Annotated in this window: 23 protein-coding genes; 16 read left to right on the top strand and 7 right to left on the bottom strand. The window is 60.3% G+C overall.

What is annotated here, in order from left to right; all coding sequences use genetic code 11:
- Positions 1-399: 399 nt before the first annotated feature.
- On the top strand, positions 400-1,653 hold the full coding sequence (locus tag VGU61_RS08065; protein WP_326858598.1) for an asparaginase: 1,254 nt from the start codon (positions 400-402) through the stop codon (positions 1,651-1,653).
- 34 nt (positions 1,654-1,687) lie between these two features.
- Here the strand turns inward: VGU61_RS08065 and cls are convergent, their stop codons facing one another.
- Positions 1,688-3,124, bottom strand: coding sequence for a cardiolipin synthase (gene cls, locus VGU61_RS08060; protein WP_326858597.1), 1,437 nt, complete (start codon positions 3,122-3,124; stop codon positions 1,688-1,690).
- A 107-nt stretch (positions 3,125-3,231) separates the two neighbouring features.
- Here cls and VGU61_RS08055 point away from each other — a divergent pair, with 107 nt between their 5' ends.
- Entirely contained in the window at positions 3,232-4,065 is an 834-nt protein-coding gene (locus tag VGU61_RS08055) for a DUF429 domain-containing protein (RefSeq protein ID WP_326858596.1), read from the top strand.
- A gap of 75 nt (positions 4,066-4,140) precedes the next feature.
- Here VGU61_RS08055 and VGU61_RS08050 read toward each other — a convergent pair whose 3' ends face one another.
- The gene (locus VGU61_RS08050; protein WP_326858595.1) at positions 4,141-4,392 is read right to left on the bottom strand and encodes a DUF6139 family protein; all 252 of its coding nucleotides are present in this window, start codon (positions 4,390-4,392) and stop codon (positions 4,141-4,143) included.
- 373 nt (positions 4,393-4,765) lie between these two features.
- Here VGU61_RS08050 and VGU61_RS08045 point away from each other — a divergent pair, with 373 nt between their 5' ends.
- The 6 genes from VGU61_RS08045 to VGU61_RS08020 all read left to right on the top strand — a co-directional run bounded on the left by VGU61_RS08045 (position 4,766) and on the right by VGU61_RS08020 (position 10,349).
- Positions 4,766-6,007 (top strand): dienelactone hydrolase family protein, encoded by a 1,242-nt coding sequence (locus tag VGU61_RS08045; RefSeq protein WP_326858593.1) that lies wholly within the window; start codon positions 4,766-4,768, stop codon positions 6,005-6,007.
- A gap of 96 nt (positions 6,008-6,103) precedes the next feature.
- Positions 6,104-7,351 carry an Hsp70 family protein gene (locus VGU61_RS08040; RefSeq protein ID WP_326858592.1) on the top strand — a complete coding sequence of 416 codons (1,248 nt, stop codon included), beginning with the start codon at positions 6,104-6,106 and terminating at the stop codon, positions 7,349-7,351.
- Between the two features lie 101 nt (positions 7,352-7,452).
- Entirely contained in the window at positions 7,453-7,722 is a 270-nt protein-coding gene (locus tag VGU61_RS08035) for a hypothetical protein (RefSeq protein WP_326858591.1), read from the top strand.
- 211 nt (positions 7,723-7,933) lie between these two features.
- On the top strand, positions 7,934-8,704 hold the full coding sequence (locus VGU61_RS08030) for a histidine phosphatase family protein (protein WP_326858590.1): 771 nt from the start codon (positions 7,934-7,936) through the stop codon (positions 8,702-8,704).
- The gene (locus VGU61_RS08025; protein WP_326858589.1) at positions 8,701-9,654 is read left to right on the top strand and encodes an NAD(P)H-hydrate dehydratase; all 954 of its coding nucleotides are present in this window, start codon (positions 8,701-8,703) and stop codon (positions 9,652-9,654) included. The genes VGU61_RS08030 and VGU61_RS08025 overlap by 4 nt, the downstream gene beginning before the upstream one ends.
- A 101-nt stretch (positions 9,655-9,755) precedes the next feature.
- Complete coding sequence (locus VGU61_RS08020) at positions 9,756-10,349, top strand: DNA-3-methyladenine glycosylase I (RefSeq protein WP_326858588.1); 594 nt, start codon at positions 9,756-9,758, stop codon at positions 10,347-10,349.
- On the opposite strand, the gene VGU61_RS08015 is transcribed toward VGU61_RS08020, so the two are convergent.
- The 3 genes from VGU61_RS08015 to VGU61_RS08005 form a co-directional block, all read right to left on the bottom strand.
- Complete coding sequence (locus VGU61_RS08015) at positions 10,320-10,991, bottom strand: glutathione S-transferase family protein (protein ID WP_326858587.1); 672 nt, start codon at positions 10,989-10,991, stop codon at positions 10,320-10,322. The two genes, VGU61_RS08020 and VGU61_RS08015, sit on opposite strands and share 30 nt — an antisense overlap.
- Before the next feature lie 80 nt (positions 10,992-11,071).
- Positions 11,072-11,689 (bottom strand): glutathione transferase GstA, encoded by a 618-nt coding sequence (gene gstA / locus VGU61_RS08010; protein WP_326858586.1) that lies wholly within the window; start codon positions 11,687-11,689, stop codon positions 11,072-11,074.
- 42 nt (positions 11,690-11,731) lie between these two features.
- Positions 11,732-12,160: a DoxX family protein gene (locus VGU61_RS08005; protein ID WP_326858585.1), complete on the bottom strand. Its 429-nt coding sequence runs from the start codon at positions 12,158-12,160 to the stop codon at positions 11,732-11,734.
- Positions 12,161-12,235: 75 nt separating this feature from the next.
- Between VGU61_RS08005 and VGU61_RS08000 the strand changes: the two genes are divergently transcribed.
- The 3 genes from VGU61_RS08000 to VGU61_RS07990 all read left to right on the top strand — a co-directional run bounded on the left by VGU61_RS08000 (position 12,236) and on the right by VGU61_RS07990 (position 14,070).
- On the top strand, positions 12,236-13,126 hold the full coding sequence (locus VGU61_RS08000; protein WP_326858584.1) for a LysR family transcriptional regulator: 891 nt from the start codon (positions 12,236-12,238) through the stop codon (positions 13,124-13,126).
- A 90-nt stretch (positions 13,127-13,216) separates the two neighbouring features.
- Positions 13,217-13,633, top strand: a complete 417-nt coding sequence (locus VGU61_RS07995) for a MarR family winged helix-turn-helix transcriptional regulator (protein ID WP_326858583.1) — start codon at positions 13,217-13,219, stop codon at positions 13,631-13,633.
- A 47-nt stretch (positions 13,634-13,680) separates the two neighbouring features.
- Complete coding sequence (locus VGU61_RS07990; RefSeq protein ID WP_326858582.1) at positions 13,681-14,070, top strand: 4-oxalocrotonate tautomerase family protein; 390 nt, start codon at positions 13,681-13,683, stop codon at positions 14,068-14,070.
- 75 nt (positions 14,071-14,145) lie between these two features.
- On the opposite strand, the gene VGU61_RS07985 is transcribed toward VGU61_RS07990, so the two are convergent.
- Positions 14,146-15,126, bottom strand: coding sequence for an aldo/keto reductase (locus VGU61_RS07985; protein WP_326858581.1), 981 nt, complete (start codon positions 15,124-15,126; stop codon positions 14,146-14,148).
- Positions 15,127-15,488: 362 nt separating this feature from the next.
- Between VGU61_RS07985 and VGU61_RS07980 the strand changes: the two genes are divergently transcribed.
- The 3 genes from VGU61_RS07980 (at position 15,489) to VGU61_RS07970 (ending at position 17,363) form a co-directional block, all read left to right on the top strand.
- Positions 15,489-16,352: a CBS domain-containing protein gene (locus VGU61_RS07980; protein ID WP_326858580.1), complete on the top strand. Its 864-nt coding sequence runs from the start codon at positions 15,489-15,491 to the stop codon at positions 16,350-16,352.
- Between the two features lie 192 nt (positions 16,353-16,544).
- Positions 16,545-16,835: a TfoX/Sxy family DNA transformation protein gene (locus tag VGU61_RS07975; RefSeq protein WP_326858579.1), complete on the top strand. Its 291-nt coding sequence runs from the start codon at positions 16,545-16,547 to the stop codon at positions 16,833-16,835.
- A 12-nt stretch (positions 16,836-16,847) separates the two neighbouring features.
- The gene (locus VGU61_RS07970; RefSeq protein WP_326858578.1) at positions 16,848-17,363 is read left to right on the top strand and encodes a hypothetical protein; all 516 of its coding nucleotides are present in this window, start codon (positions 16,848-16,850) and stop codon (positions 17,361-17,363) included.
- Positions 17,364-17,367: 4 nt separating this feature from the next.
- Here the strand turns inward: VGU61_RS07970 and VGU61_RS07965 are convergent, their stop codons facing one another.
- The gene (locus VGU61_RS07965) at positions 17,368-17,736 is read right to left on the bottom strand and encodes a hypothetical protein (protein ID WP_326858577.1); all 369 of its coding nucleotides are present in this window, start codon (positions 17,734-17,736) and stop codon (positions 17,368-17,370) included.
- Positions 17,737-17,926: 190 nt separating this feature from the next.
- Between VGU61_RS07965 and VGU61_RS07960 the strand changes: the two genes are divergently transcribed.
- Entirely contained in the window at positions 17,927-18,538 is a 612-nt protein-coding gene (locus VGU61_RS07960) for a glutathione S-transferase family protein (protein ID WP_326858576.1), read from the top strand.
- Positions 18,539-18,575: 37 nt separating this feature from the next.
- A partial coding sequence (locus VGU61_RS07955; protein WP_326858575.1) for a hypothetical protein occupies positions 18,576-19,382 on the top strand: 807 nt, incomplete at its 3' end.

Genomic DNA, 19,382 nt, shown 5'->3' with positions numbered 1-19,382 from the left:
AGCTGCGCGCAGTGTGCCTGCGTCGGTCGAAAGCAGAATAGGGGCGCCGCGATAGCGGTGAAGAGGAAAGTCAGACGCAGCAAGCACTGCATCGGTTCCCGTCGCGACTGCCTGAAGAGAAAGGCTGGTTGAGTTCCCACCCGATGGACAGGACAGCGCCGGATGCCGCCATTCAACGCATCGGCAACCGAATCACGGGATGGACCTGAAAAAGATTTCATTCGTGAATGGAACCAATGAAGATCCCATGTCACTCATCGCCTTCCTTGCCTGCATCGGAGCAGGCAACTTCATACTAGGGGAATAGCCAACATGCGTGTACCGTCAAGTGGATCAATGTGCGCCTTGCCCACGGCCGCGCCTTCGTTGCCGGTCCGGAACACATCGGCGCAGGACATCGTGTTTCAAAAGGCAGGACCGGTATTCGGTAAGTATCAGAACAAAAGAATATCTCTCGGCGATTTCAAGCTCGATCTGCCGATTCCAGGTACGGAAAACAGAAAGACCCGCATCCTGTTCTTCGCCACCGGCGGCACGATATCGGCAAAAGGCACAAGCGATTTCACCTATGACCCTGGTGCGGTGGGCGCCAGGCAAATGATCGGCGCGGCCAGGAAGCCACGCAATACCAGGATCGAGCCGCACGATGTTTTCAGGATCGATTCAAAAAGCATCGAGCCAAAGCACTGGCTCGTCCTGCAACGGCAGGTCATTTCGGCGCTTGACGCAATTGAAAAAGGCGATGCGATCGTGATCGCGCATGGGACCGACACGATGGAGATGACCGCCGCCTTCCTGCATTTCACCGTGCCGGGCGAGAAACTGGAAGGAAAGAAAATAGTTTTCGTCGGATCGATGAAACCGTCCGATTCAGCGACGCCGGATGGAGAGAAGAATTTACGCGATGCGTTGCGTCTGGCGAAGAGCAAAACGTTTTCAGGCATCGTTGCCATGATGAACGGAAAGATTTTCAGTCCGCCGTACTTCCGCAAGGGACATACCGTGGACGTCGATGCCTTCAAGCGGATCAATGGCCTCGAGATCGGCAAACTGAAAAACGGCAAGGTGATCATCAGAAACCAGCCGGTAGCGGCGAGCTGGACGGCCAATATCGATATGCTGGCGGACCATCCGCAGGATGCTATGTTGCCCAATGTCCCGGTGATTCACGTCCAATCGAATGCAACTGTTGCCGAAATGAAGAACCGCATCGCCAACGAGATCAGGCCGTCGGCGGCAACGCGGTCCGCCGGCAATGATTTTTCCCATTCCGATGACGAACAACGCATGCCTTCGAGGCCAGCTGGCGCCATCGTCGTTGCGGGGACCGGCAATGGCACGATGCACGATGACATTGAACAATACCTGGCGAAGGTCGGTATCCCGGTGGTTCGCGCCAGCAAGGTCGGTGACGGGGAAGTGGTGCGGAACGGCGCGGCAAAGGATGATGCGCTGGGGCCCCGGCAGGATGACAGGGAGGCACGGAACTTTGTTTGCGCGGGGAAGCTGATGCCGGAAACCGCGGCACTGCTGGTCCAGCTTGCGATGGTGGATGCCGAGAGCCGGGGCATTCCGTTGACCGCTGACCGGCTGCGCGAACGATTTGCCGAGTATCAGTCGCCCGAATTCCGACCTCCTGCCTCTGCAGCATAGGCCAGAAGCACGAGCTGGACGATGAGTGATGACGCTATAGCCAGTACTCCAGCACCCGCACCGCCCATTCCTTCATCTTTTGCCCGATGCCGCGCTGCCGCCAGGTTTCCAGCGTGATCTGATCGGAATCACGCAGATCGCGCTGGAACAGGGCTTCCATCTTTTCGGCGAAATCGACGTTGAGGATCACCGCGTTGAGTTCATCGTTGTGCAGGAAGCTGCGCATGTCGAGATTCGTGGAGCCGATGGTCGACCAGACGCCGTCCACCACCGCCGTCTTCGCATGCAGCATTGCGATCCTGCGCTCGTAGATCTTGACGCCGGCCTGAAGCAACTCGTCATAGAAGGAGCGGCCCGCGTAAAGGATCAGTTCGTGATCGGTAAAGCTGGGAAAGATGATTTTCACATCCACGCCGCGTTGCGCCGCCTCCTTCATCGCTTCCACGATCTGCTGGTCGGGAACGAAATAGGCGGTGGTCAGATGCACATAGTTGCTCGCATTCGACAGCGCCGACACATAGGTCTTGTAGACGCTGTAGTCCTCCTGGTCGGCGGTGCTGCCGAGCGCGCGCACCAGCGCATTGCCTTCCGGTTTGAGCGGCGGGAAATAACGTTTGGCGGTAATGTCATTGCCGGTCTGGCGGCGCCAGGTGTCGAGGAACAGCTTTTGAAACTCGGCAACCACCGGACCTTCGATCTGCATATGGGTGTCGCGCCATGCCGACTCCTTCGCATCTTCCGGCGGCGCCTGCCTGTTCTTTCCCCTGATCAGCGAACTCTTGCCATAGACACGGCTGATATTGACGCCGCCGGTGAAGGCGACACGGCCATCGACGATCAGCAGCTTGCGGTGATCGCGCTGGTTGATGTCCCATTTGCCTTCCGCTTTCAGCGGGTTGATCGGATTGTATTCGAGGAGATTGATCCCGCCGGCGCGCAGGCGCTCGAAGAACTCGGGCGGCGTGGTCAGCGCGCCGACGCTGTCGTAGATCAGGTTGACCTGAACGCCCGCCGCTCTTTTCTGGATGAGCAGGTCGGCGAAGGCGCGACCGACTTCATCGGCTTCGATAATGTAAGTTTCGAGGTTGATGTGATCGCGCGCGGTGCGCAGCGCATTCATCATGGCCCGCATCGTGATCGGCCCGTCGTCCAGCAGCACCACCTTGTTGCCGGCTACAAGAGGCGCGCCGCTGATGGCTTCTTCCGCCGCCACATGCCTTGCGAGTATGTCGGTGGCCCCGACCTTCGCCGCCATGCGGTCCAGCATCGACTGCGCCTTGCCGTCGGAAAGCGTGCCGTTCGCGGTGACGATGGTCGGCTTTTGTATCTGCAACTGACCGCGACGCAGATAGTCGACATCGGGTAAGCTCGCGCAGCCTGCGAGCATGGCGAAAAGCATGATGATGGGAAACAGCCAGCCCGTGCACCATGTGCGGGTGACGGGTCTGCGGGTCTGCGTACGGCTGTTCATTGCATGCGTGGTTTCTTCGTCTGTGCTACACAAGGATGGTTCAACAACATAACTATTAGAATGCTTTTGCTTTCTGATAATTCCGGTAAATATCAAACCTTTCTCAAATGCCTGTTAAAACACCGCAAATCCGGATTGCCGGCATTGATTTCACCTCCGTTCCGCGTCGCGTCAAGCCGATCACCGTCGCCCACGGCGAAAGCAAGGGCCATATTCTGCGGATAGATGGCATTGCCGAGCATCCGAGCTGGGCATCCTATGAAGCGTGGCTTGCGCAGCCGGGGCCATGGGTGGGCGCCTTCGACTTTCCATTCGGCCTTTCGCGCGAACTGGTCGACTATCTCGGTTGGCCCCGGACCTGGGCGGCATTGATCGAGCACTGCGCGGGGCTGACCCGGGCCGAATTGCGCGACATCTTCAAGGCATTCTGCGACGCGCGTCCGGTAGGCAACAAATTCGCCCATCGCGTTACCGACGGACCTGCCGGATCGAGTCCGTCGATGAAGTGGGTCAATCCGCCGGTCGCCTATATGTTTCATGAAGGTTGCCCGCGTCTGCTGCATGCGGGCGTGACCGTGTACGGTTTGCATGCGGGCGATCCGCAACGCATTGCGCTGGAGGGGTACCCGGGACTGGTGGCGCGGGCGGTGACGCGTACTTCCTATAAAAGCGATGAACGCAGCAAGCAGAACGAAGCCAGGCGTTGCGCGCGGGAACTGATCGTACAGGCACTGGAGAGAGGCACGCATCCGATGGGCATCACGCTGAAGGTCGACGCACCGTTGCGAAGCAAGCTAATTGATGACGGGACTGCGGACTGGCTGGATGCGGTATTGTGCGCGGTCGCGGCGGCCTGGGCTGCACAGCGCCCGAACTATGGCATGCCGGAGTGGATGGATCCGGTCGAGGGGTGGACTGCGGGAGCGGTGTTGCCGACCTAGGCCGGTACAGGAAATGGTGCTGAAGCGATGGTGCTGAAAAGGCCGGCGCATGCACTCCATGCGCCGGCCTGAAAGTTAGACGTTTGGCCCGATCCTGACTTTATCCTGCGAGCTCGAAATGGCATAGCCTTTCATGTCGATCTGCTGCAGTGCGTCGTTTGCCGAGAGGCCGACCACGGATTCGTTCGCTTCATCCAGATCAATATTCTGCTCCGCGGTTTCCCAATCGATGGCGGTAGCTTCATCAGGGATCGGATGTCCTTCAGGGACGGCGAGATAGGAATATTTACCTTCGTGTTCCGGGCGTTTGTAGACATCAACTTTCATGGTTCCATCCTTATAAAAACAGGTGTCTGCTATTGACAAGCAGACATCGCAAAGGTTGCGCCTTCAAAAAACAAAAGCTGTTTCCGTTTCATCCATTGCAGGCTGGCATCTACCATGCACTTCGTGCATGCGGTCATTTCAACCTTTCCACACAAGCATGTTCTGCATTCACACCGCTTTGGTTACAAGGTGCAACAGGGATTGTGGCGACCAAAAGTTCCTGTATTAAATCTTTCCAAGTTGCATAAATGGGCATTGAATTGAGGCAACCCCGTATTTAGAATGGACAACGTTGCGCTGTATCAAGTCGTGCAAGAAAGTGCTTCATTGCATGCACAGCGCTGCGCTCCACCCATTCTTCAACGGAGAAGCCGTGCATATTCATTCTCTCATCCAGACGCTCATCTCTGGAAAAGACCGGGCATACCGCGCATTAGGCGCCTTCGCAGTCGGACTGGGCATGTTTGCCGGTTCCGCAATGGCGCAGACGGTTAGCCTTGACGCATCCCTGAATGAACAGGTCGTCATGGTGCCTGCCGCTTCCGGCATCCAGAATATCGAACTCGAAACCACTATCTTCAAACCCTCCGGCAACGGCCCGTTCCCGCTGGTGATCATGAACCACGGCAAGGCGCTCGGCAATCCGCGTTCGCAGGGACGGGACCGCTTCGTCGTGATCAGCCGCGAGTTCGTCAAACGCGGCTATGCGGTCGTCATTCCGATGCGTAAAGGGTTTTCCAAGTCCACCGGCGAATATATCGACCGCGGCTGCGACATGACCGGCCACGGCCTGGAGCAGGCGGAAGACCTGCAGAGCACGCTGGAATACCTGCGCACCCAGAAGTGGGCGGACAAGGATCGCATCGTCGTTGCCGGCCAGTCGTACGGCGGTCTGACGACACTTGCCTTCGGCACCAAGAACTTCCCCGGTGTGAAAGGCCTGATCAACTTCGCCGGCGGACTCAAGATGCACGGTGGCGACTGCCGCTGGCAGGCATCGCTGGTGAAGGCATTCGCCGAGTACGGTGCGAAGACGGCATTGCCGAGCATCTGGTTTTACGGCCAGAACGACAACCATTTCGGTCCGGACCTTGCGGCACGCATGTATGAGGCTTACGTACAGGCCGGCGGCCATGCGAAGCTGGTTGCCTATGGCGCCTTCAAGAGCGATGCGCATGGCATGGTCGGCAGCCGCGACGGCGTGAAGATCTGGTGGCCGGAAACCGAGAGGTTCCTGCAAAGCCTCGGCATGCCGACCGCGCCGGTGGTTGCGCTGTCGGACGAGATCAAGGTGCCGAGAACCGACTTCGCGGCCATCGACAATATCGATGCAATTCCCTACCTGAGGGAAAAAGGGCGCGAGCAGTACAAGGTATTTTTGACCAAGCAGGCGCCGCGCGCCTTCGCGGTGTCACCGACCGGAGCCTGGAGCTGGGCCGAGGATGGCGACGACCCGGTGGAGCAGGTGCTCGCCGCTTGCCAGAAAAACAGCCCCGAGCCGTGCAAGCTGTATGCAGTGGACGACTATGTCGTATGGACCGGCGAACCGCTGACCACGGCCGACACCGCGGCGGCGAAAAAGCCCGGCACCACCTCTTCCCTGACCGGACCCTGATCCGGCAATCCATCCGGCCGGAAAGACTTATGCAATTTGGATCTTTCCGGCAGCCTCCCGCGCGAGTATGATTGCCCCCTTTTTCAAGGAGCCGGCATGAATACTTGCGGCGTCGATTTCGGCACCTCCAATTCCACCGTCGGCATCGCCGGTAGCGGCGCGGCCACATTGCTTCCGCTCGAAGGCGACAAGCCGACGCTGCCGTCGGTCGTGTTCTTCAACGCCGATGACGAAGCGGTCAGCTTCGGCCGTGCCGCACTCGCCGATTACCTGTCCGGCTACGACGGCCGCCTGATGCGTTCGCTCAAGAGCCTGCTCGGCACCAGCCTGATCGACGGGCAAACCGAGGTGCAGGGCAGGGCGCTGCGGTTTCGCGATCTGCTGTCGCAGTTCATCGCCGAACTCAAGCGCCGCGCCGAGGTTGCGGCGGGACGTCCGCTTACGCATGCGGTGCTGGGCCGCCCTGTCTTCTTTGTCGACGACGATGCCGCAGCCGACCGTCTGGCGGAAGACACGCTCGCCGATATCGCCCGCGCCGCCGGATTCAAGGAGATCGCTTTCCAGTACGAGCCGATCGCCGCCGCGTTCGATTATGAATCCCGCATCGATGCCGAAGAACTGGTGCTGATCGCCGACATCGGCGGCGGCACATCGGACTTTTCGTTGGTGCGCTTGTCGCCCGAGCGCGCCGGCTTGCCGGACCGGCGTGCCGACATTCTTGCCAACGGCGGTGTCCATATCGGCGGCACCGACTTCGATAAATATCTCAATCTGTCATCGGTGATGCCGCTGCTGGGCCTCGGCAGCCGTCTCATCAACAACAACGAGGTGCCATCGAGCTATTACTTTAACCTCGCCACATGGCACACGATCAATCTCGTCTACACGCAAAAGGTATGGCGCGAGTTGCAGGAAGTGCAGCGCGATGCGCGCGAGCGCGACAAGCTGGGACGCCTGTTGAAGCTGATCGAGCAGCGCGACGGGCATTGGCTGGCGCTGAAGGTGGAGGAGGGCAAGATCGCCTTATCGGAGGCGCCGGTCGCTTCGCTGACACTGGAACGCCTTGCCGACCGGCCCGTGCTGGACCTGACCCGGGCGGCTTTCGATGCCTCCATCGCCCCCATGCTGCAACGCATCGAACACACCATCGAACATCTGCTGCGGGATTCCGGCGTCACCGTGAACGACGTCGATACGGTCTTCTTCACCGGCGGTTCCAGCGGCGTGACGTCCTTACGCCAGCGTATCGCCGCATTACTGCCGCAGGCGCGCCGTATCGACGGTGATTTGTTCGGCAGCATCGGTCTGGGCCTGGGACTGGATGCATTCCGCAAGTTCGGCTGAACCGGTTTGGGCATCCGTTTCTATACGGCCATGTTGGCTTGAATGCCACTAAAAATAGTGACGCACTACAACCACAATTTCCCATGGGATAGCTATCATCCATGCTCTACGGAATCATGGATGGGAGCTCTCAAATGGAACAACAACCCAAGCACAAAAAGTCCACCCTGCTGGGAACCATGGCAAAAAACTACTCTGGTCCGCTGACAGCCGTCGCGCTTTCCGCTGTCAGCGCATGGATGATCGTGATCGGTCTGAAAGGGCTGGCTGGTTTCACCGTGAACGAAAAAACCGCTGCCGCGGATCTCCTCGGCATCTGCATTGTCATCGGACTTGCCCGCCTGTTCAAACCGAAGTCGGGGACCAAATAGTCCGGCAGGGGCGCCGCCGGTTTTCAAACACATTTGTCGCTTGGGCAACAGGCAAAACCCTCAGATAAACGGCGCCACTTCATTCCCTCCTGTCAAGGACTGCTGGCATTGCCGTCCCGGCCCTTAGAGCAGTCGCATCACTTCCCACGCATCACGAAACTTCGCGTTGCCGGCATTGTCATTCCTTACACAACAACATGGGAATGGCAGCATGCCGGAACAGAAATGGCCGCAAACAATATGGATCGTGCGCCACGGACAGAGCGCCGGCAACGTCGCGCGTGATGCCGCCGAAGCCGCGCGCCTGCCGCTGATCGATATCGCCACACGCGATATCGACACCCCGCTTTCCGCCCTTGGAGAGCAGCAGGCTGAAGCACTGGGCCACTGGTTCGGTGAAATGCCGGCCGAAGCCCGGCCGACGGTGGTGCTCTGTTCCTCTTATGTGCGTACTCGCGATACCGCGCGCATCATTCTCGACGTCGCCGGCATCGATCCCGATGACATCACCTTCCAGGCCGACGAGCGCTTGCGGGAAAAGGAATTCGGCATTCTCGACCGCCTCACTACCCTCGGCATCCGCCAGAAATATCCCGAACTCAGCGAGCAGCGCGCACACGTGGGCAAGTTCTATTTCCGGCCGCCCGGCGGCGAAAGCTGGTGCGACGTGATCCTGCGCCTGCGCAGTGTACTGGACACCATTAGCCGCGAATATCGGCGCGAGCGGGTATTGATCGTCGGCCACCAAGTCATCGTCAATTGCTTTCGCTACTTGCTGGAGCGCATGGATGAGCAGAAGATTCTTGAAATCGACCGTGCCGCCGATGTACCGAACTGCTCGGTGACTTCCTATGAATTCGACCCGACCCGCGGCAAGAACGGCAAGCTGATGCCGCAATTGGTCAACTTTGTCGCTCCGCTGCGCGAGGCCGGCGCGCCGGTCACCGCCGAACCCGATGTTCCTGCCGCACCGAAATCATGACTGACGACTTGTACAACACCGACCCCATACCGCTGGACGATGATGCCCTGCGACGCTGGCCGCTGCCGATGCCGTCGCAGGACGGCGACAAGGAAGAGCGCGGTCGTGTATTGGTCATCGCCGGTTCGCGCGAGATGCCCGGTGCCGTGATTCTTGCCGCAACGGCGGCGCTGCGGGCTGGCGCAGGCAAGCTCACGATCGCCACCGGCGCCGGCATTGCGCCGCTGGTGGCGCTGTCGATGCCCGAAGCACGTGTCGTCGAATTGCAGGAAACCGTGAACGGCGCCATCGCGCCCGCCGCCATCGACACGCTGGCCGGAATGGTCGGCCGTTTCGACGCCGTCCTCGTCGGTCCCGGCATGCAGGACGAAGGTACGACCTGCGCATTCGTGCTCGCACTTCTGCCCCTGCTCGAACACGCGAAAGTGGTGCTGGACGCCTGCGCGATGAATGTCGTGCGGCGCCAGTTGCAGGCGGTCGATGCCTACAGCCAGGGACAGCAGAAGTACATTGCCAGCTTCTCCACGCCGGTATTGCTGACGCCGCATGCAGGTGAAATGGCGCACCTGACCGCTGCCGACAAGGACAGCATACAGGCCAATCCAGCCGAAGCGGCGCGCCAGGCGGCAAGGCGCTGGAATGCGATGGTGGCGCTGAAGGGCGCGACAACCCATATCGCCGCACCGGACGGACGGCTGTGGCGACACGACGGCGGCAATGTCGGACTGGCGGTCTCAGGATCGGGCGATACCCTGTCAGGCATCATCGCCGGCCTCGCGGCACGCGGTGCACCGCTGGAGCAGGCGTGCGCATGGGGCGTCGCCTTGCATGCCCGGGCCGGCGACCGGCTGGCGCAGCGCATCGGGCCGCTCGGCTTCCTGGCACGCGAAATTTCACTCGAAGTCCCGGCGCTCCTGCACGCGCTGCGTCCGGACGGACCAGGTACCTGACGAGCCTGGTTCGGCGCAAGTTCAGCCGATCGAAATGCGCGGACCGACGGCATCATGGTGTTTTGCGATAATGCATCATCGCCGACACCTCTCCCGACATCATGCCGATCCATCGCTGCGCCTGGGCCAATCCCGCCAACCCGCGTTACCTCGCCTATCACGATGAAGAGTGGGGGGTGCCCTGTCACGATGAAACCCGCCTGTTCGAGATGCTCAATCTCGAAGGTGCGCAAGCGGGGCTGAGCTGGGAGACGATACTCAACAAGCGGGACAATTACCGGATCGCTTTCGATCACTGGGACGCTGAAAAGATTGCCCGTTACGATGCCGCCAAGGTCGCCGAATTGCTGGCCAATCCGGGCATCGTGCGCAACCGGCTGAAAGTGGCCGCCGCCATCACCAACGCGCAGGCCTATCTGCAACTGCGCGACGAAGGCGGCAGCCTTGATGCACTGCTGTGGAACTATGTCGGCGGCAAGCCGATCCGCAATTCCCCCGCCACCATGCAGGATGTGCCGGCGAAGACGCCGCTGTCCGACCGGATCTCGAAGGACCTGGGCAAGCGCGGCTTCAAGTTCGTCGGTTCCACCATCATCTATGCCTACATGCAGGCGATCGGCCTGGTTGACGACCATATCGTCGGTTGCATCTGCCACAAAAAGGCATCAGGCAAAGGCCGCAAGGCGGGTGCCTAATACACCACCCTGACCGATGACGAACTCGCGCAGCAGGGAGGGATAGTCGGCGGAAACCGCATTGCGCACCGATGGACGCCGTGCCAGCGCGGCGCGCCATGCGCGGACCTTCGGCGCGGCATCGAACAGACCGGCATCGATCACCTCGTCCAGCACGTCGAAGTAACGGAACACCGGGCCGAAAGCGGCATCCACCAGGCTGAACCTGTCGCCTGCGAAATAAGGCCCGTCGCTGGCGGCGAGGGTGTTTTCAATCTGCCGGATGCTTGCCGCCAGGGCATTGCATGCGCGTTCATAGGCGTCGGCGTCACGGGCGGTGTAAAGCTGCCAGATCGAATTCAGCATGGCGGAGGCGAACTCGATCCACGCGCGATGGCGTGCACGGGAGAGCGGATCGGCCGGATGCAGGGCCGGCGCAATCGTATCTTCCAGATATTCGCAAATGACGGCCGATTCGAAGATCGCATTGTCACCGGCCTGCAGCACAGGTGTCTTGCCGAGAGGGGACATTGACAGAAACCATGTCGGCTTTGCGCGCAGATCGATATCGATACGCTCATAGGACACGCCTTTCTCGGTCAATGCGATGACGGCGCGTTGCACATAAGGGCAGAGCGCATGGCTGATCAGTTTAAGCTGCATGATGAACTCCTTCTACATTCATGAAAGGCCATGCATGCGGAAACCCGATCCGGCCATGCATGGCATCGAAACGTCCGGCGCTATGCCGCCTTCTTCAGCAATCCTTCTCCGATCAGCGCTGCCTGTACTGCAGGGCGTGCCTCGACCCGCTTGCGGAAGGCGCCGATCGCCGGCCATGCCTGCATGTCGATGCCGACGAAGCCGGACCAGCCGGTGACGACGAACAGGTAGGCATCGGCGATCGAGAAGCCGTCCGGCATCAGGTAGTCCTGTTTCGACAGATGACGTTCGACATGATCGAAGCGCGCGGCGAGCTGTTCCTTGAAAGCGGTCTTGGCTTCCGCAGGCATGCCCGGCTTGAACAGCGGCGAGAAACCCTTGTGCAGTTCCGACGTGATGAAGTTCAGCCACGACTGCAATTGGTAGCGCGCCAGCGTGCCCGCGGCTGGCGCGAGGCGTGCCTCGGGCGCCTGGTCGGCGAGGTATTGCATGATTGCCGGCCCTTCGGTCAACACCACGCCAGGTTCGATTTCCAGCGCCGGCACATAGCCGTTCGGGTTCACCGTCAGGTAATTGCGGCCGGCGTCAGTGACCTTGGTATCGGCGTTCACCTTCTCGAGCGAGAAATCGAAGCCGGCCTCACGCAGGATGATGTGCGGGGCAAGCGAGCAGACGCCGGGTGTGTAATAGAGCTTCATGATGGTCCTTTCGGTTGGTCGGGTTAAGAAGAAAAAGCGTGTTCAAGCGGTTTTCAGACGGATCGACGTGGCGGGTGCGGCCGCCGGCTTCAGCGCAAAGGCGCCGTCGCCGAGCAGGGCATGGACGAGCGACATGGCGATCAGGAACACCGGATATTCCCAGCCGCCGTTGGCGTTGCTGAACACCCAGCCATTGGCGGCATGTGCGAGTGTCGCGCCGGCGAGGATGGGCAGAAGCGCCAGGGATGCGATCCGGCCGTGGAAGCCGAGAGCGATCAGGATGCCGCCGGCGATTTCCAGCGCCACCACCGGCACGGCGATGAAAGTCGGCATACCCTGGCTGGCCAGGTAACCTTCAAAGCCGGCGATGGTGAACACCAGCAGTTTCAGCAATGCATGGGTAATCCACATGGTTGCCAGGGACAGGCGCAGCAGAGTTGCTGCATAGGGTGCGAAACGTTCGTCAATCATGGCGGTACTCCTTTCAAAAACGGGTTGGTGTGGTGATAATGTAGGTCGGCATCCATTCAATGAAAATAGGCGTTCATGAAACCTCCGTATGCAAAAACGCAATCCAGCCTGGCGCTGGCGGATCTGGAACTGCTGCTGGCCCTGGTGCGCGGGCGTACGCTCGCCGGGGCGGCGGAGCGTCTCAAGCTCGACGCGTCGACCGTCTTCCGCTCGGTCAAGCGCATAGAAAAGGATCTCGGCGAACTGCTGTTCGACCGCAGCCGGCAAGGCTATCTGCCGACCGAACTCGCCTTGCAGCTTGCCGACCATGCCGAGCGCATCGAGTCGCAGCTCAACGCGGCGCGCGAAGCCGCCTTCAAGAGCGGCAGCGAACCGTCGGGCAGCCTGCGGGTCACCACCACCGACACCATCCTGCATGGTTTGCTGTTGCCGGTGCTGTCGGGCTTCGCCGCAACCTATCCGCGCATCGAGCTGGAACTCATCGCAGCGAATGCCCTAGCTGATCTCAGCCGGCGTGATGCCGACGTCGCCATCCGCGCCACCCGCAAGCCGCCCGAGCACCTGGTAGGCACCCGCCTCGGCACCATGTCGGCGGCGGTATTTGCAAGCCGCGCATTCCTCTCGCGCAATGAACGCCCGCTGCAATTCGACAAGCTGGACTGGGTCGCGCTCGACGAAAGCCTGGTCGAACATCCGTCGCTGAAATGGCGGCGGCAGCGTTATCCGAAGCTCGTGCCCAAGGTGCGCTGCAACAGCGTCATGTCGGTCGCTGGTGCCGTCATCTGGGGAATGGGGGTAGGGGTGGTTCCGCTGTTTCTGATGAAGAACAATCCGGACGTGGAAATCGTCGACGGCCCGTTGAAGGAACTGGAAACCGACCTGTGGATACTGGCGCATCCCGATATCCGGCATTTGCAGCGGGTGAAGCTGCTGTTCGACTACCTGAAGGAACATCTGGTCCTGTAAGAAGCCGGCCGCTCTTGACCGGCAGCATTGCGACCTTGCCAGATCCAAAAAGTAGTTGCATAGCGAATTAGTTTGATTTAGAATTCATGCATGTTTGATCATTGCCTCTACTTCAATACGACTGCGCTGGCCCGCGTTCTGGAGCGGGAATGGACCAAGGCGTTCAAGCCCTTCGGGCTGACGCCGTCGCAGGCTTTCATGCTGCGCGTCGTGCTGGAGAAACCCGGCTTGCTGCAAAGCGAACTGGCGGCCGAGCTGGCAATCTCCCGGTCCACGGCAACACGGACGCTGGATGGCCTGCAGAAGCTGGATCTGGTCGAACGGCGGACCACGGAGCGCGACGGAAGAGAGTACGGAATTCATCCCACCGCGTCGGCGATGGCGATGAAAGCGGATATCAATGCAGCCAGCGGCAAGGTCACCGCGCGGTTGAAGAAAGAGTTGGGTAGTACGCACTTTGACGATACGGTCGCCAGGGTGCGAAACATTCGCTCGACCATCGAGTGAAATTTTTTTGATCAGATAGTTGTATGGCTAACTAAATGGAGTGTCAAATGCCGATCCTGAACGTAAAAGTGAGCGCGAAGAAGAGTCCCGAGCTGACGAAGCAGATCTCTGAACTGCTGCTTGACCTGACCACCCGGATATTGAAGAAGAAGCGGGAGGTGACCGCCATCGCGATCGATTACGTCGATCACGATAGCTGGGTCATCGCCGGCAAGCCGCTCAGCGAGCACAGGAAAAACAGCTTCTATTTCGACATCAAGATCACCGACGAAACCAATACCAAGGATGAAAAGGCCTTGTACATCAGGGAAGCGTTCGCCGGATTCGCCGGGATCCTGGGCGACCTGCATGAGGAAAGCTACATCTATGTGCAGGACGTCAAGGCGGCGTCGTATGGATATGGCGGATATACGCAGGAGTATCGCTATCATCACTGATGACAAACAAACAGCGGCGGACGGGAGTGCCGCAGGACAGCACTCCGGCATGGCGAATCACAAGGGATTCATAGGTCAGCTGAATCCCACCACGGCATGCGGCACGTAAGGTTCTTCCAGCCGCTTGATTTCCTCCGCGTCGAGCCTGATGGAGAGCGCGCCGACGGCGTCGTCGAGATGGGCCGGCTTGGTGGCGCCGATGATCGGCGCGGTGACCGGCGACTTCTGGAGTACCCATGCAAGTGCGATTTGCGCACGCGGCACATTGCGTTCCCTGGCGATCTCGGCGACGCGCTCCACCACCTTACGGTCGGCGTCCGCAGTATTCCTGTAAAGGCCTTTGCCGAACTCGTCGGTTTCGACCCGCGCGCTGGTCTCGTCCCAATCACGGGTAAGCCTGCCGCGCGCCATCGGACTCCAGGGAATAACGGCGATACCTTCGTCGCGGCACAGGGGCAGCATTTCGCGTTCCTCCTCGCGATACAGCAGGTTGACGTAGTTCTGCATCGATACGAAGCGCGTCCAGCGGTTCATATCGGCGACATGCAATGCCTTCGCGAACTGCCACGCATACATCGAAGAAGCGCCGATGTACCTCGCCTTGCCGGCCTTGACGACATCGTGCAGCGCTTCCATCGTCTCCTCGATCGGCGTCTTGTAGTCCCATCGGTGGATCTGGTAAAGATCGACATACTCGGTGCCGAGCCTGCGAAGGCTGGCATCGATCTCGGTCAGGATGGCCTTGCGTGACAGGCCCTGTCCGTTCGGCCCCGGACGCATGCGGCCATGTACCTTGGTAGCGATGACGACCTCGTCGCGCGGCGCATAGTCCTTCAGCGCACGTCCAAGGATTTCCTCGCTGGTACCGTCGGAATAGATATTCGCGGTATCGAAAAAATTGATGCCCAGATCGAGCGCCTTTTTGATGAGCGGGCGGCTGCTTTCCTCATCCAGTGTCCAGGGGTGCGCGCCACGGTCCGGAGCGCCATAACTCATGCAGCCAAGACACAGGCGCGACACGTCGAGACCGGTGCGGCCGAATTTGATGTAGTCCATCGATCTTCCTTCCTGTTTTGTTCGGGCATGAATGCCGGTTGCTCCGACATGGTATGCGCAAAGAAGAAACATTGCTTTCATCCCCGCGTGCAGGGTTTCACAGAAGGAAAACGATGGGATAAGACCGTGAGGGGAGCATTGGCCGGCCCTCGCAGGTCTTCCCGGCCGCACCCGTTCCATGCAATTGTCGAACCGGTTGTGAACGATCGGCTTTCGGCATCATCTGACATGCATTTGATCGATTGATGTGCGCCTGATGTTGATGCGGCATGGAATGCCTTGCTTCTTCAACGGCTGCGGACATCGGACCGGCCACGCTGGTGTTGCAGAGCCGGAATCTTATAAACGCAAAGGAGATCCAGATGCAGATGGTTTCGGAAGTCATGACACGGAATGTCCAGTTCATTTCCCCGCGGGAGACCGTGCAACGCGCGGCGCAGATGATGGACGACCTGAACGTCGGCGCGTTGCCGGTATGCGAAGGCGACCGCCTGGTCGGCATGGTGACGGATCGCGACATTACGGTGCGCGCGACGTCCGCCGGCATGGCGCCGGATGAAGCGGTCGTTGACCAGGTGATGAGCACCGATGTGCGCTGGTGTTTTGAAGATCAGCCGCTCGATGAAGTGATGCAGCAAATGGCGGACACGCAGATCCGCCGCATACCCGTGGTGTCGCATGATGAGGCACACAGGCTGATCGGCATCGTGTCGCTCGGCGATGTCGCGACAAAGTCCGCTGACACCGGGAAACAGGATGTCGAGCAGGTCATTGAAAAGGTGTCGTATCCCGCGGAACCCGATTTGTCGTCGCGCGGCGGCACATCCGCAGATGGCGCCGGCGGCACTGACGAAGTCCGTGCTTCGGACACCGGCACGGCGTCGGGAATGGCGGGTTCCGACCTGCTGGCCGACACGATGACGCCCGGCGTAGAAATATCTTCCACCGGCGATCCGAGCGACGTGGTTGAAGTCACTCCGGCCGATCTGGTCAACAAGAATGCGCCCGGCAGTACCAGCCTGAATCCCGATAGTCCCGCCGAGCGCTTGAAAGGCCACGAAGGCGAGGAAATTACGGTTTTGCATCGCGACGCCAGCGTGCCGGATACCACGACAGGCGGGGTGGGCGCCCAGGATGGCATCAGCGCGGCCGGCGTTTCCGGCGCATCCGGAGGAACCGCCGGTACGTCGGGCTCTCCGGGTACGGGCATCGGCGCGAAGCCGTAAGGTTAAGCATTACGGCGCGGGCCGCGACGGCCTGCGTCTTCCGGCGAAGCGCTTGCAGGCCCATGTGTTCAACCCTTCCTGCCCCGGAGCTTGCATTGGTCGCATAGTTCTTGGCTGGCAATTGTTTTTTCGGTATGGTGTAGGCGGAGCGCGGTACATTTTTCCGCGCCTACTGTCAGGGTGTACCAACTCATGGAAGAAGCGAAGGGCAGATCCGCCGCATTGCGGATTCGCGATTTGAAAGGGCTCGGTCCGAAAGCCGAACAAATGCTTGCGGTCATTGGCATCGCCACGGCGAAACAGTTGCTGGCCGGCGACCCGTTCACGATGTATGCGCAGCTCAGGCAAAAAGTGCCGGGCACCAGCCTCAACGCGCTATATGCGCTGATCGGCGCAATCGAGAACGTTTCTTGGCAGGAGATCAAACGGCAAAGGCGAACCGAGATTATCCTCAGGCTGGAAGACATGGGCATTGCCCCATGATCTCCTGACCGCTTGCAACCGACCGTCCGCATCGCCCATCGAATGAACGAAATCAAGCGATTTTCGTCCCTGCCGTCTCCCACCGGGGTCGCCGGCGACAACGCGCGCCTGGCGCTTCAATGTGACGGGCGGGCCACCGGCGTATTCCTGAGCGGCGACACGCTCCAGCATCAATTTCGTTGCACGGGCGGTTACCTGCTGGTGACCTGTTACGACTATTTCGACGGCGTGCAGTACTGGTTTACGCTACTCAGCGATGACCTCAGGGTGATGGATGTGATATCGCCGCCGGACTCTTTCGGCTCCATGCAGGATGTCGGGCAGCCCGGACCGGACATGCTGTCGTTCGGGTTTTTCGATACGGCGGACCGTTGGCGTCTTGCCGTCATATCGGGTAGGTTCGACGGACCACCATCGGATGCCGCGACCCGGCGGCCGCTGCGCTTCTTTCTGCGGCCGCGGCGCATCAGGCTCTGGAAAGAAGGGGCGGTATCCGTTCCCGGGAAAACGGCACAGATCGCTTCCTGACGAGCTATTTCCTGATTTCGGTGATCGCCCCGCCGCAATTAACGAAGCAGGCACGGTAATCCGCTTCGCAGCGGTAGGTGTTTTCACTCACGAAGCAGGAGTCCTTCCTCTTCTCGCAGTTCTGCATCTCATCCTTGTTCCGCGCCTTCGACATGCATGCACGATAGTTGCGGCTGCTGTTCCGTTCGCAGGTGGCACGCTCCGCTTCCGCTCGCTGTATCTCGTTGCCATGGCACATTTCCTTGATGCCGGCGCATTGGGTCACGCACATCCGGCCCTGCTCGGTCGGTGGTGCCCGGTATTGGTACTCGACGGTTTCGCAGCCGGCGAGCGTGAGCAGCAGCGTGGCAAGGAACGGGGCAAGGAGGCGCATGTTGGTCCGGCAGGAAGTTGATGTCCGGAAATTGTAGTGACGCCGGCCGCGAAAGTCCACGCGATCGACATGACGCCGGCGCCACGGCGGGCATTGAAAAATCGGCCGGCGCCGGCGCGGCGCTATCATATGCGTTCCGGCAAATCTCAAGGACGGTCATGCCGGCTCAACCACCAGAAAAGGACACTTCATGTTGAAGGTATATGGCGACATCCAGTCGGGGAACTGCTACAAGGTCAAGTTGCTGATGTCCCTGCTCGATATCGAGCATGAATGGATACCGGTTAGCGTGCTCGGCAACGAAACCAGAAGCGCCCCCTTTCTCGTCATGAACCCGAATGCCAAGATACCGGTACTCGACCTCGGCAACGGCGAGTATTTGCCCGAGTCCAACGCCATTCTCAATTATCTTGCCGACGGCACCGACTTCCTGCCGTCCGATCGCCTGCAACGGGCCCGGGTGCTGCAATGGCAGTTCTTCGAACAATACAGCCATGAGCCCTACGTGGCGGTTGCGCGCTTCATCGCCAAATATCTCGGCTTGCCGGACGACCGGCGACAGGAGTATCTATCGAAGCAGGAGGGCGGGCACAAGGCCCTGCGGGTGATGGAGCACCAGCTTGCGCAGACCCATTACCTTGCCGGCAGCCGTTACACGATCGCCGACATTTCGCTGTATGCCTACACGCATGTCGCCGACGAAGGCGGGTTCGACCTCGCCGGCTATCCGGCCATTGGCGCATGGCTGGCGCGTATTGCGGCGCATCCCCGTCACGTCACGATCGCGCAATTTCTCGCATGAAACGCATCTGGCGGTGTGCCCGGGGAGAGCCAGTCCGATGAAGCCGGACGTCCTGCACCGGCTCGTCCGCAGCGGCGACGTGGAAGGCGTCCGCAGGCATCTGGACGCCTACCGCCCGGGAAAGGACGGGAAGGCCGGCATCGACACCTACGACCGCCAGGGTTATACGCCGTTGATGCAGGCGGTGATCAACCCGCTTGCGGATGTCGAACTGGTGCGCTTGCTGCTCGCCCACGGCGCGGATATGCAGGCGCACAGCCGATGCGCCTATCAGCCGAATGCCGACGTGCTGCCGCTGGCGCTGGGCGGCGGCGATCCGGCGAAGGTGCGGCTGCTGGCGGAGCGGGGCGCCGATCTGCGCTACCGCCGCACGGACGGTTACACGGCATTGATCGATGCCGTCCATGGCCGCGATGTCCTGCGCGACCCGCGCCTCCCTGAATTGCTGCAGTTGCTGATCGCGCACCAGGTTGACCTGAATGCCGTCACCCGATACCAGGAGACCGGCTGTCGGGTTCTCTCGCGCATCGGCAGGTTCGACGCGGTCAAGCTGCTGCTGGACGCCGGCGCGGATGAAAGCCAGCTCGCCTGGACGCCGCTGATCCGCGCCACGGCCTGCGGTTCGGTCAATGATATGGCGCGCCTGCTTGATGAAGGCGCCGTGCTGGAAGGCCGCGACTGGTGGGAGCGAACCGCATGGCTGGTCGCCATCCAGACCGGCGATATCGGCAAGGCGCAATTGCTGTACGACCGCGGCGCCGATACCGGGGTGCGCGGTCGATGCGGCAAGCTGCCCCTTTTTTATGCCATCGAGAACTTTCATGATGCAATGCTGGCCTGGCTG

This window comes from Noviherbaspirillum sp. (assembly GCF_035944575.1).
Lineage (GTDB): Bacteria > Pseudomonadota > Gammaproteobacteria > Burkholderiales > Burkholderiaceae_D > Noviherbaspirillum.
Note: the sequence above shows the minus strand (reverse complement) of the source record. Positions and strands in the feature narration are given on the sequence as shown.

Bases quoted from the DNA above. Each gene is read 5' to 3' on its own strand.
- VGU61_RS08020 (WP_326858588.1), top strand. From the start codon at position 9,756: ATGCCGATCCATCGCTGCGCCTGGGCCAATCCCGCCAACCCGCGTTAC.
- VGU61_RS08005 (WP_326858585.1), bottom strand. From the start codon at position 12,160: ATGATTGACGAACGTTTCGCACCCTATGCAGCAACTCTGCTGCGCCTG.
- VGU61_RS07975 (WP_326858579.1), top strand. From the start codon at position 16,545: ATGGAAGAAGCGAAGGGCAGATCCGCCGCATTGCGGATTCGCGATTTG.
- cls (WP_326858597.1), bottom strand. From the start codon at position 3,124: ATGAACAGCCGTACGCAGACCCGCAGACCCGTCACCCGCACATGGTGC.
- VGU61_RS08050 (WP_326858595.1), bottom strand. From the start codon at position 4,392: ATGAAAGTTGATGTCTACAAACGCCCGGAACACGAAGGTAAATATTCC.
- VGU61_RS08055 (WP_326858596.1), top strand. From the start codon at position 3,232: ATGCCTGTTAAAACACCGCAAATCCGGATTGCCGGCATTGATTTCACC.
- VGU61_RS08000 (WP_326858584.1), top strand. From the start codon at position 12,236: ATGAAACCTCCGTATGCAAAAACGCAATCCAGCCTGGCGCTGGCGGAT.
- VGU61_RS07960 (WP_326858576.1), top strand. From the start codon at position 17,927: ATGTTGAAGGTATATGGCGACATCCAGTCGGGGAACTGCTACAAGGTC.
- VGU61_RS07965 (WP_326858577.1), bottom strand. From the start codon at position 17,736: ATGCGCCTCCTTGCCCCGTTCCTTGCCACGCTGCTGCTCACGCTCGCC.
- gstA (WP_326858586.1), bottom strand. From the start codon at position 11,689: ATGAAGCTCTATTACACACCCGGCGTCTGCTCGCTTGCCCCGCACATC.
- VGU61_RS07985 (WP_326858581.1), bottom strand. From the start codon at position 15,126: ATGGACTACATCAAATTCGGCCGCACCGGTCTCGACGTGTCGCGCCTG.
- VGU61_RS07990 (WP_326858582.1), top strand. From the start codon at position 13,681: ATGCCGATCCTGAACGTAAAAGTGAGCGCGAAGAAGAGTCCCGAGCTG.
- VGU61_RS07980 (WP_326858580.1), top strand. From the start codon at position 15,489: ATGCAGATGGTTTCGGAAGTCATGACACGGAATGTCCAGTTCATTTCC.
- VGU61_RS08030 (WP_326858590.1), top strand. From the start codon at position 7,934: ATGCCGGAACAGAAATGGCCGCAAACAATATGGATCGTGCGCCACGGA.
- VGU61_RS08025 (WP_326858589.1), top strand. From the start codon at position 8,701: ATGACTGACGACTTGTACAACACCGACCCCATACCGCTGGACGATGAT.
- VGU61_RS07995 (WP_326858583.1), top strand. From the start codon at position 13,217: ATGTTTGATCATTGCCTCTACTTCAATACGACTGCGCTGGCCCGCGTT.
- VGU61_RS08035 (WP_326858591.1), top strand. From the start codon at position 7,453: ATGCTCTACGGAATCATGGATGGGAGCTCTCAAATGGAACAACAACCC.
- VGU61_RS08040 (WP_326858592.1), top strand. From the start codon at position 6,104: ATGAATACTTGCGGCGTCGATTTCGGCACCTCCAATTCCACCGTCGGC.
- VGU61_RS08015 (WP_326858587.1), bottom strand. From the start codon at position 10,991: ATGCAGCTTAAACTGATCAGCCATGCGCTCTGCCCTTATGTGCAACGC.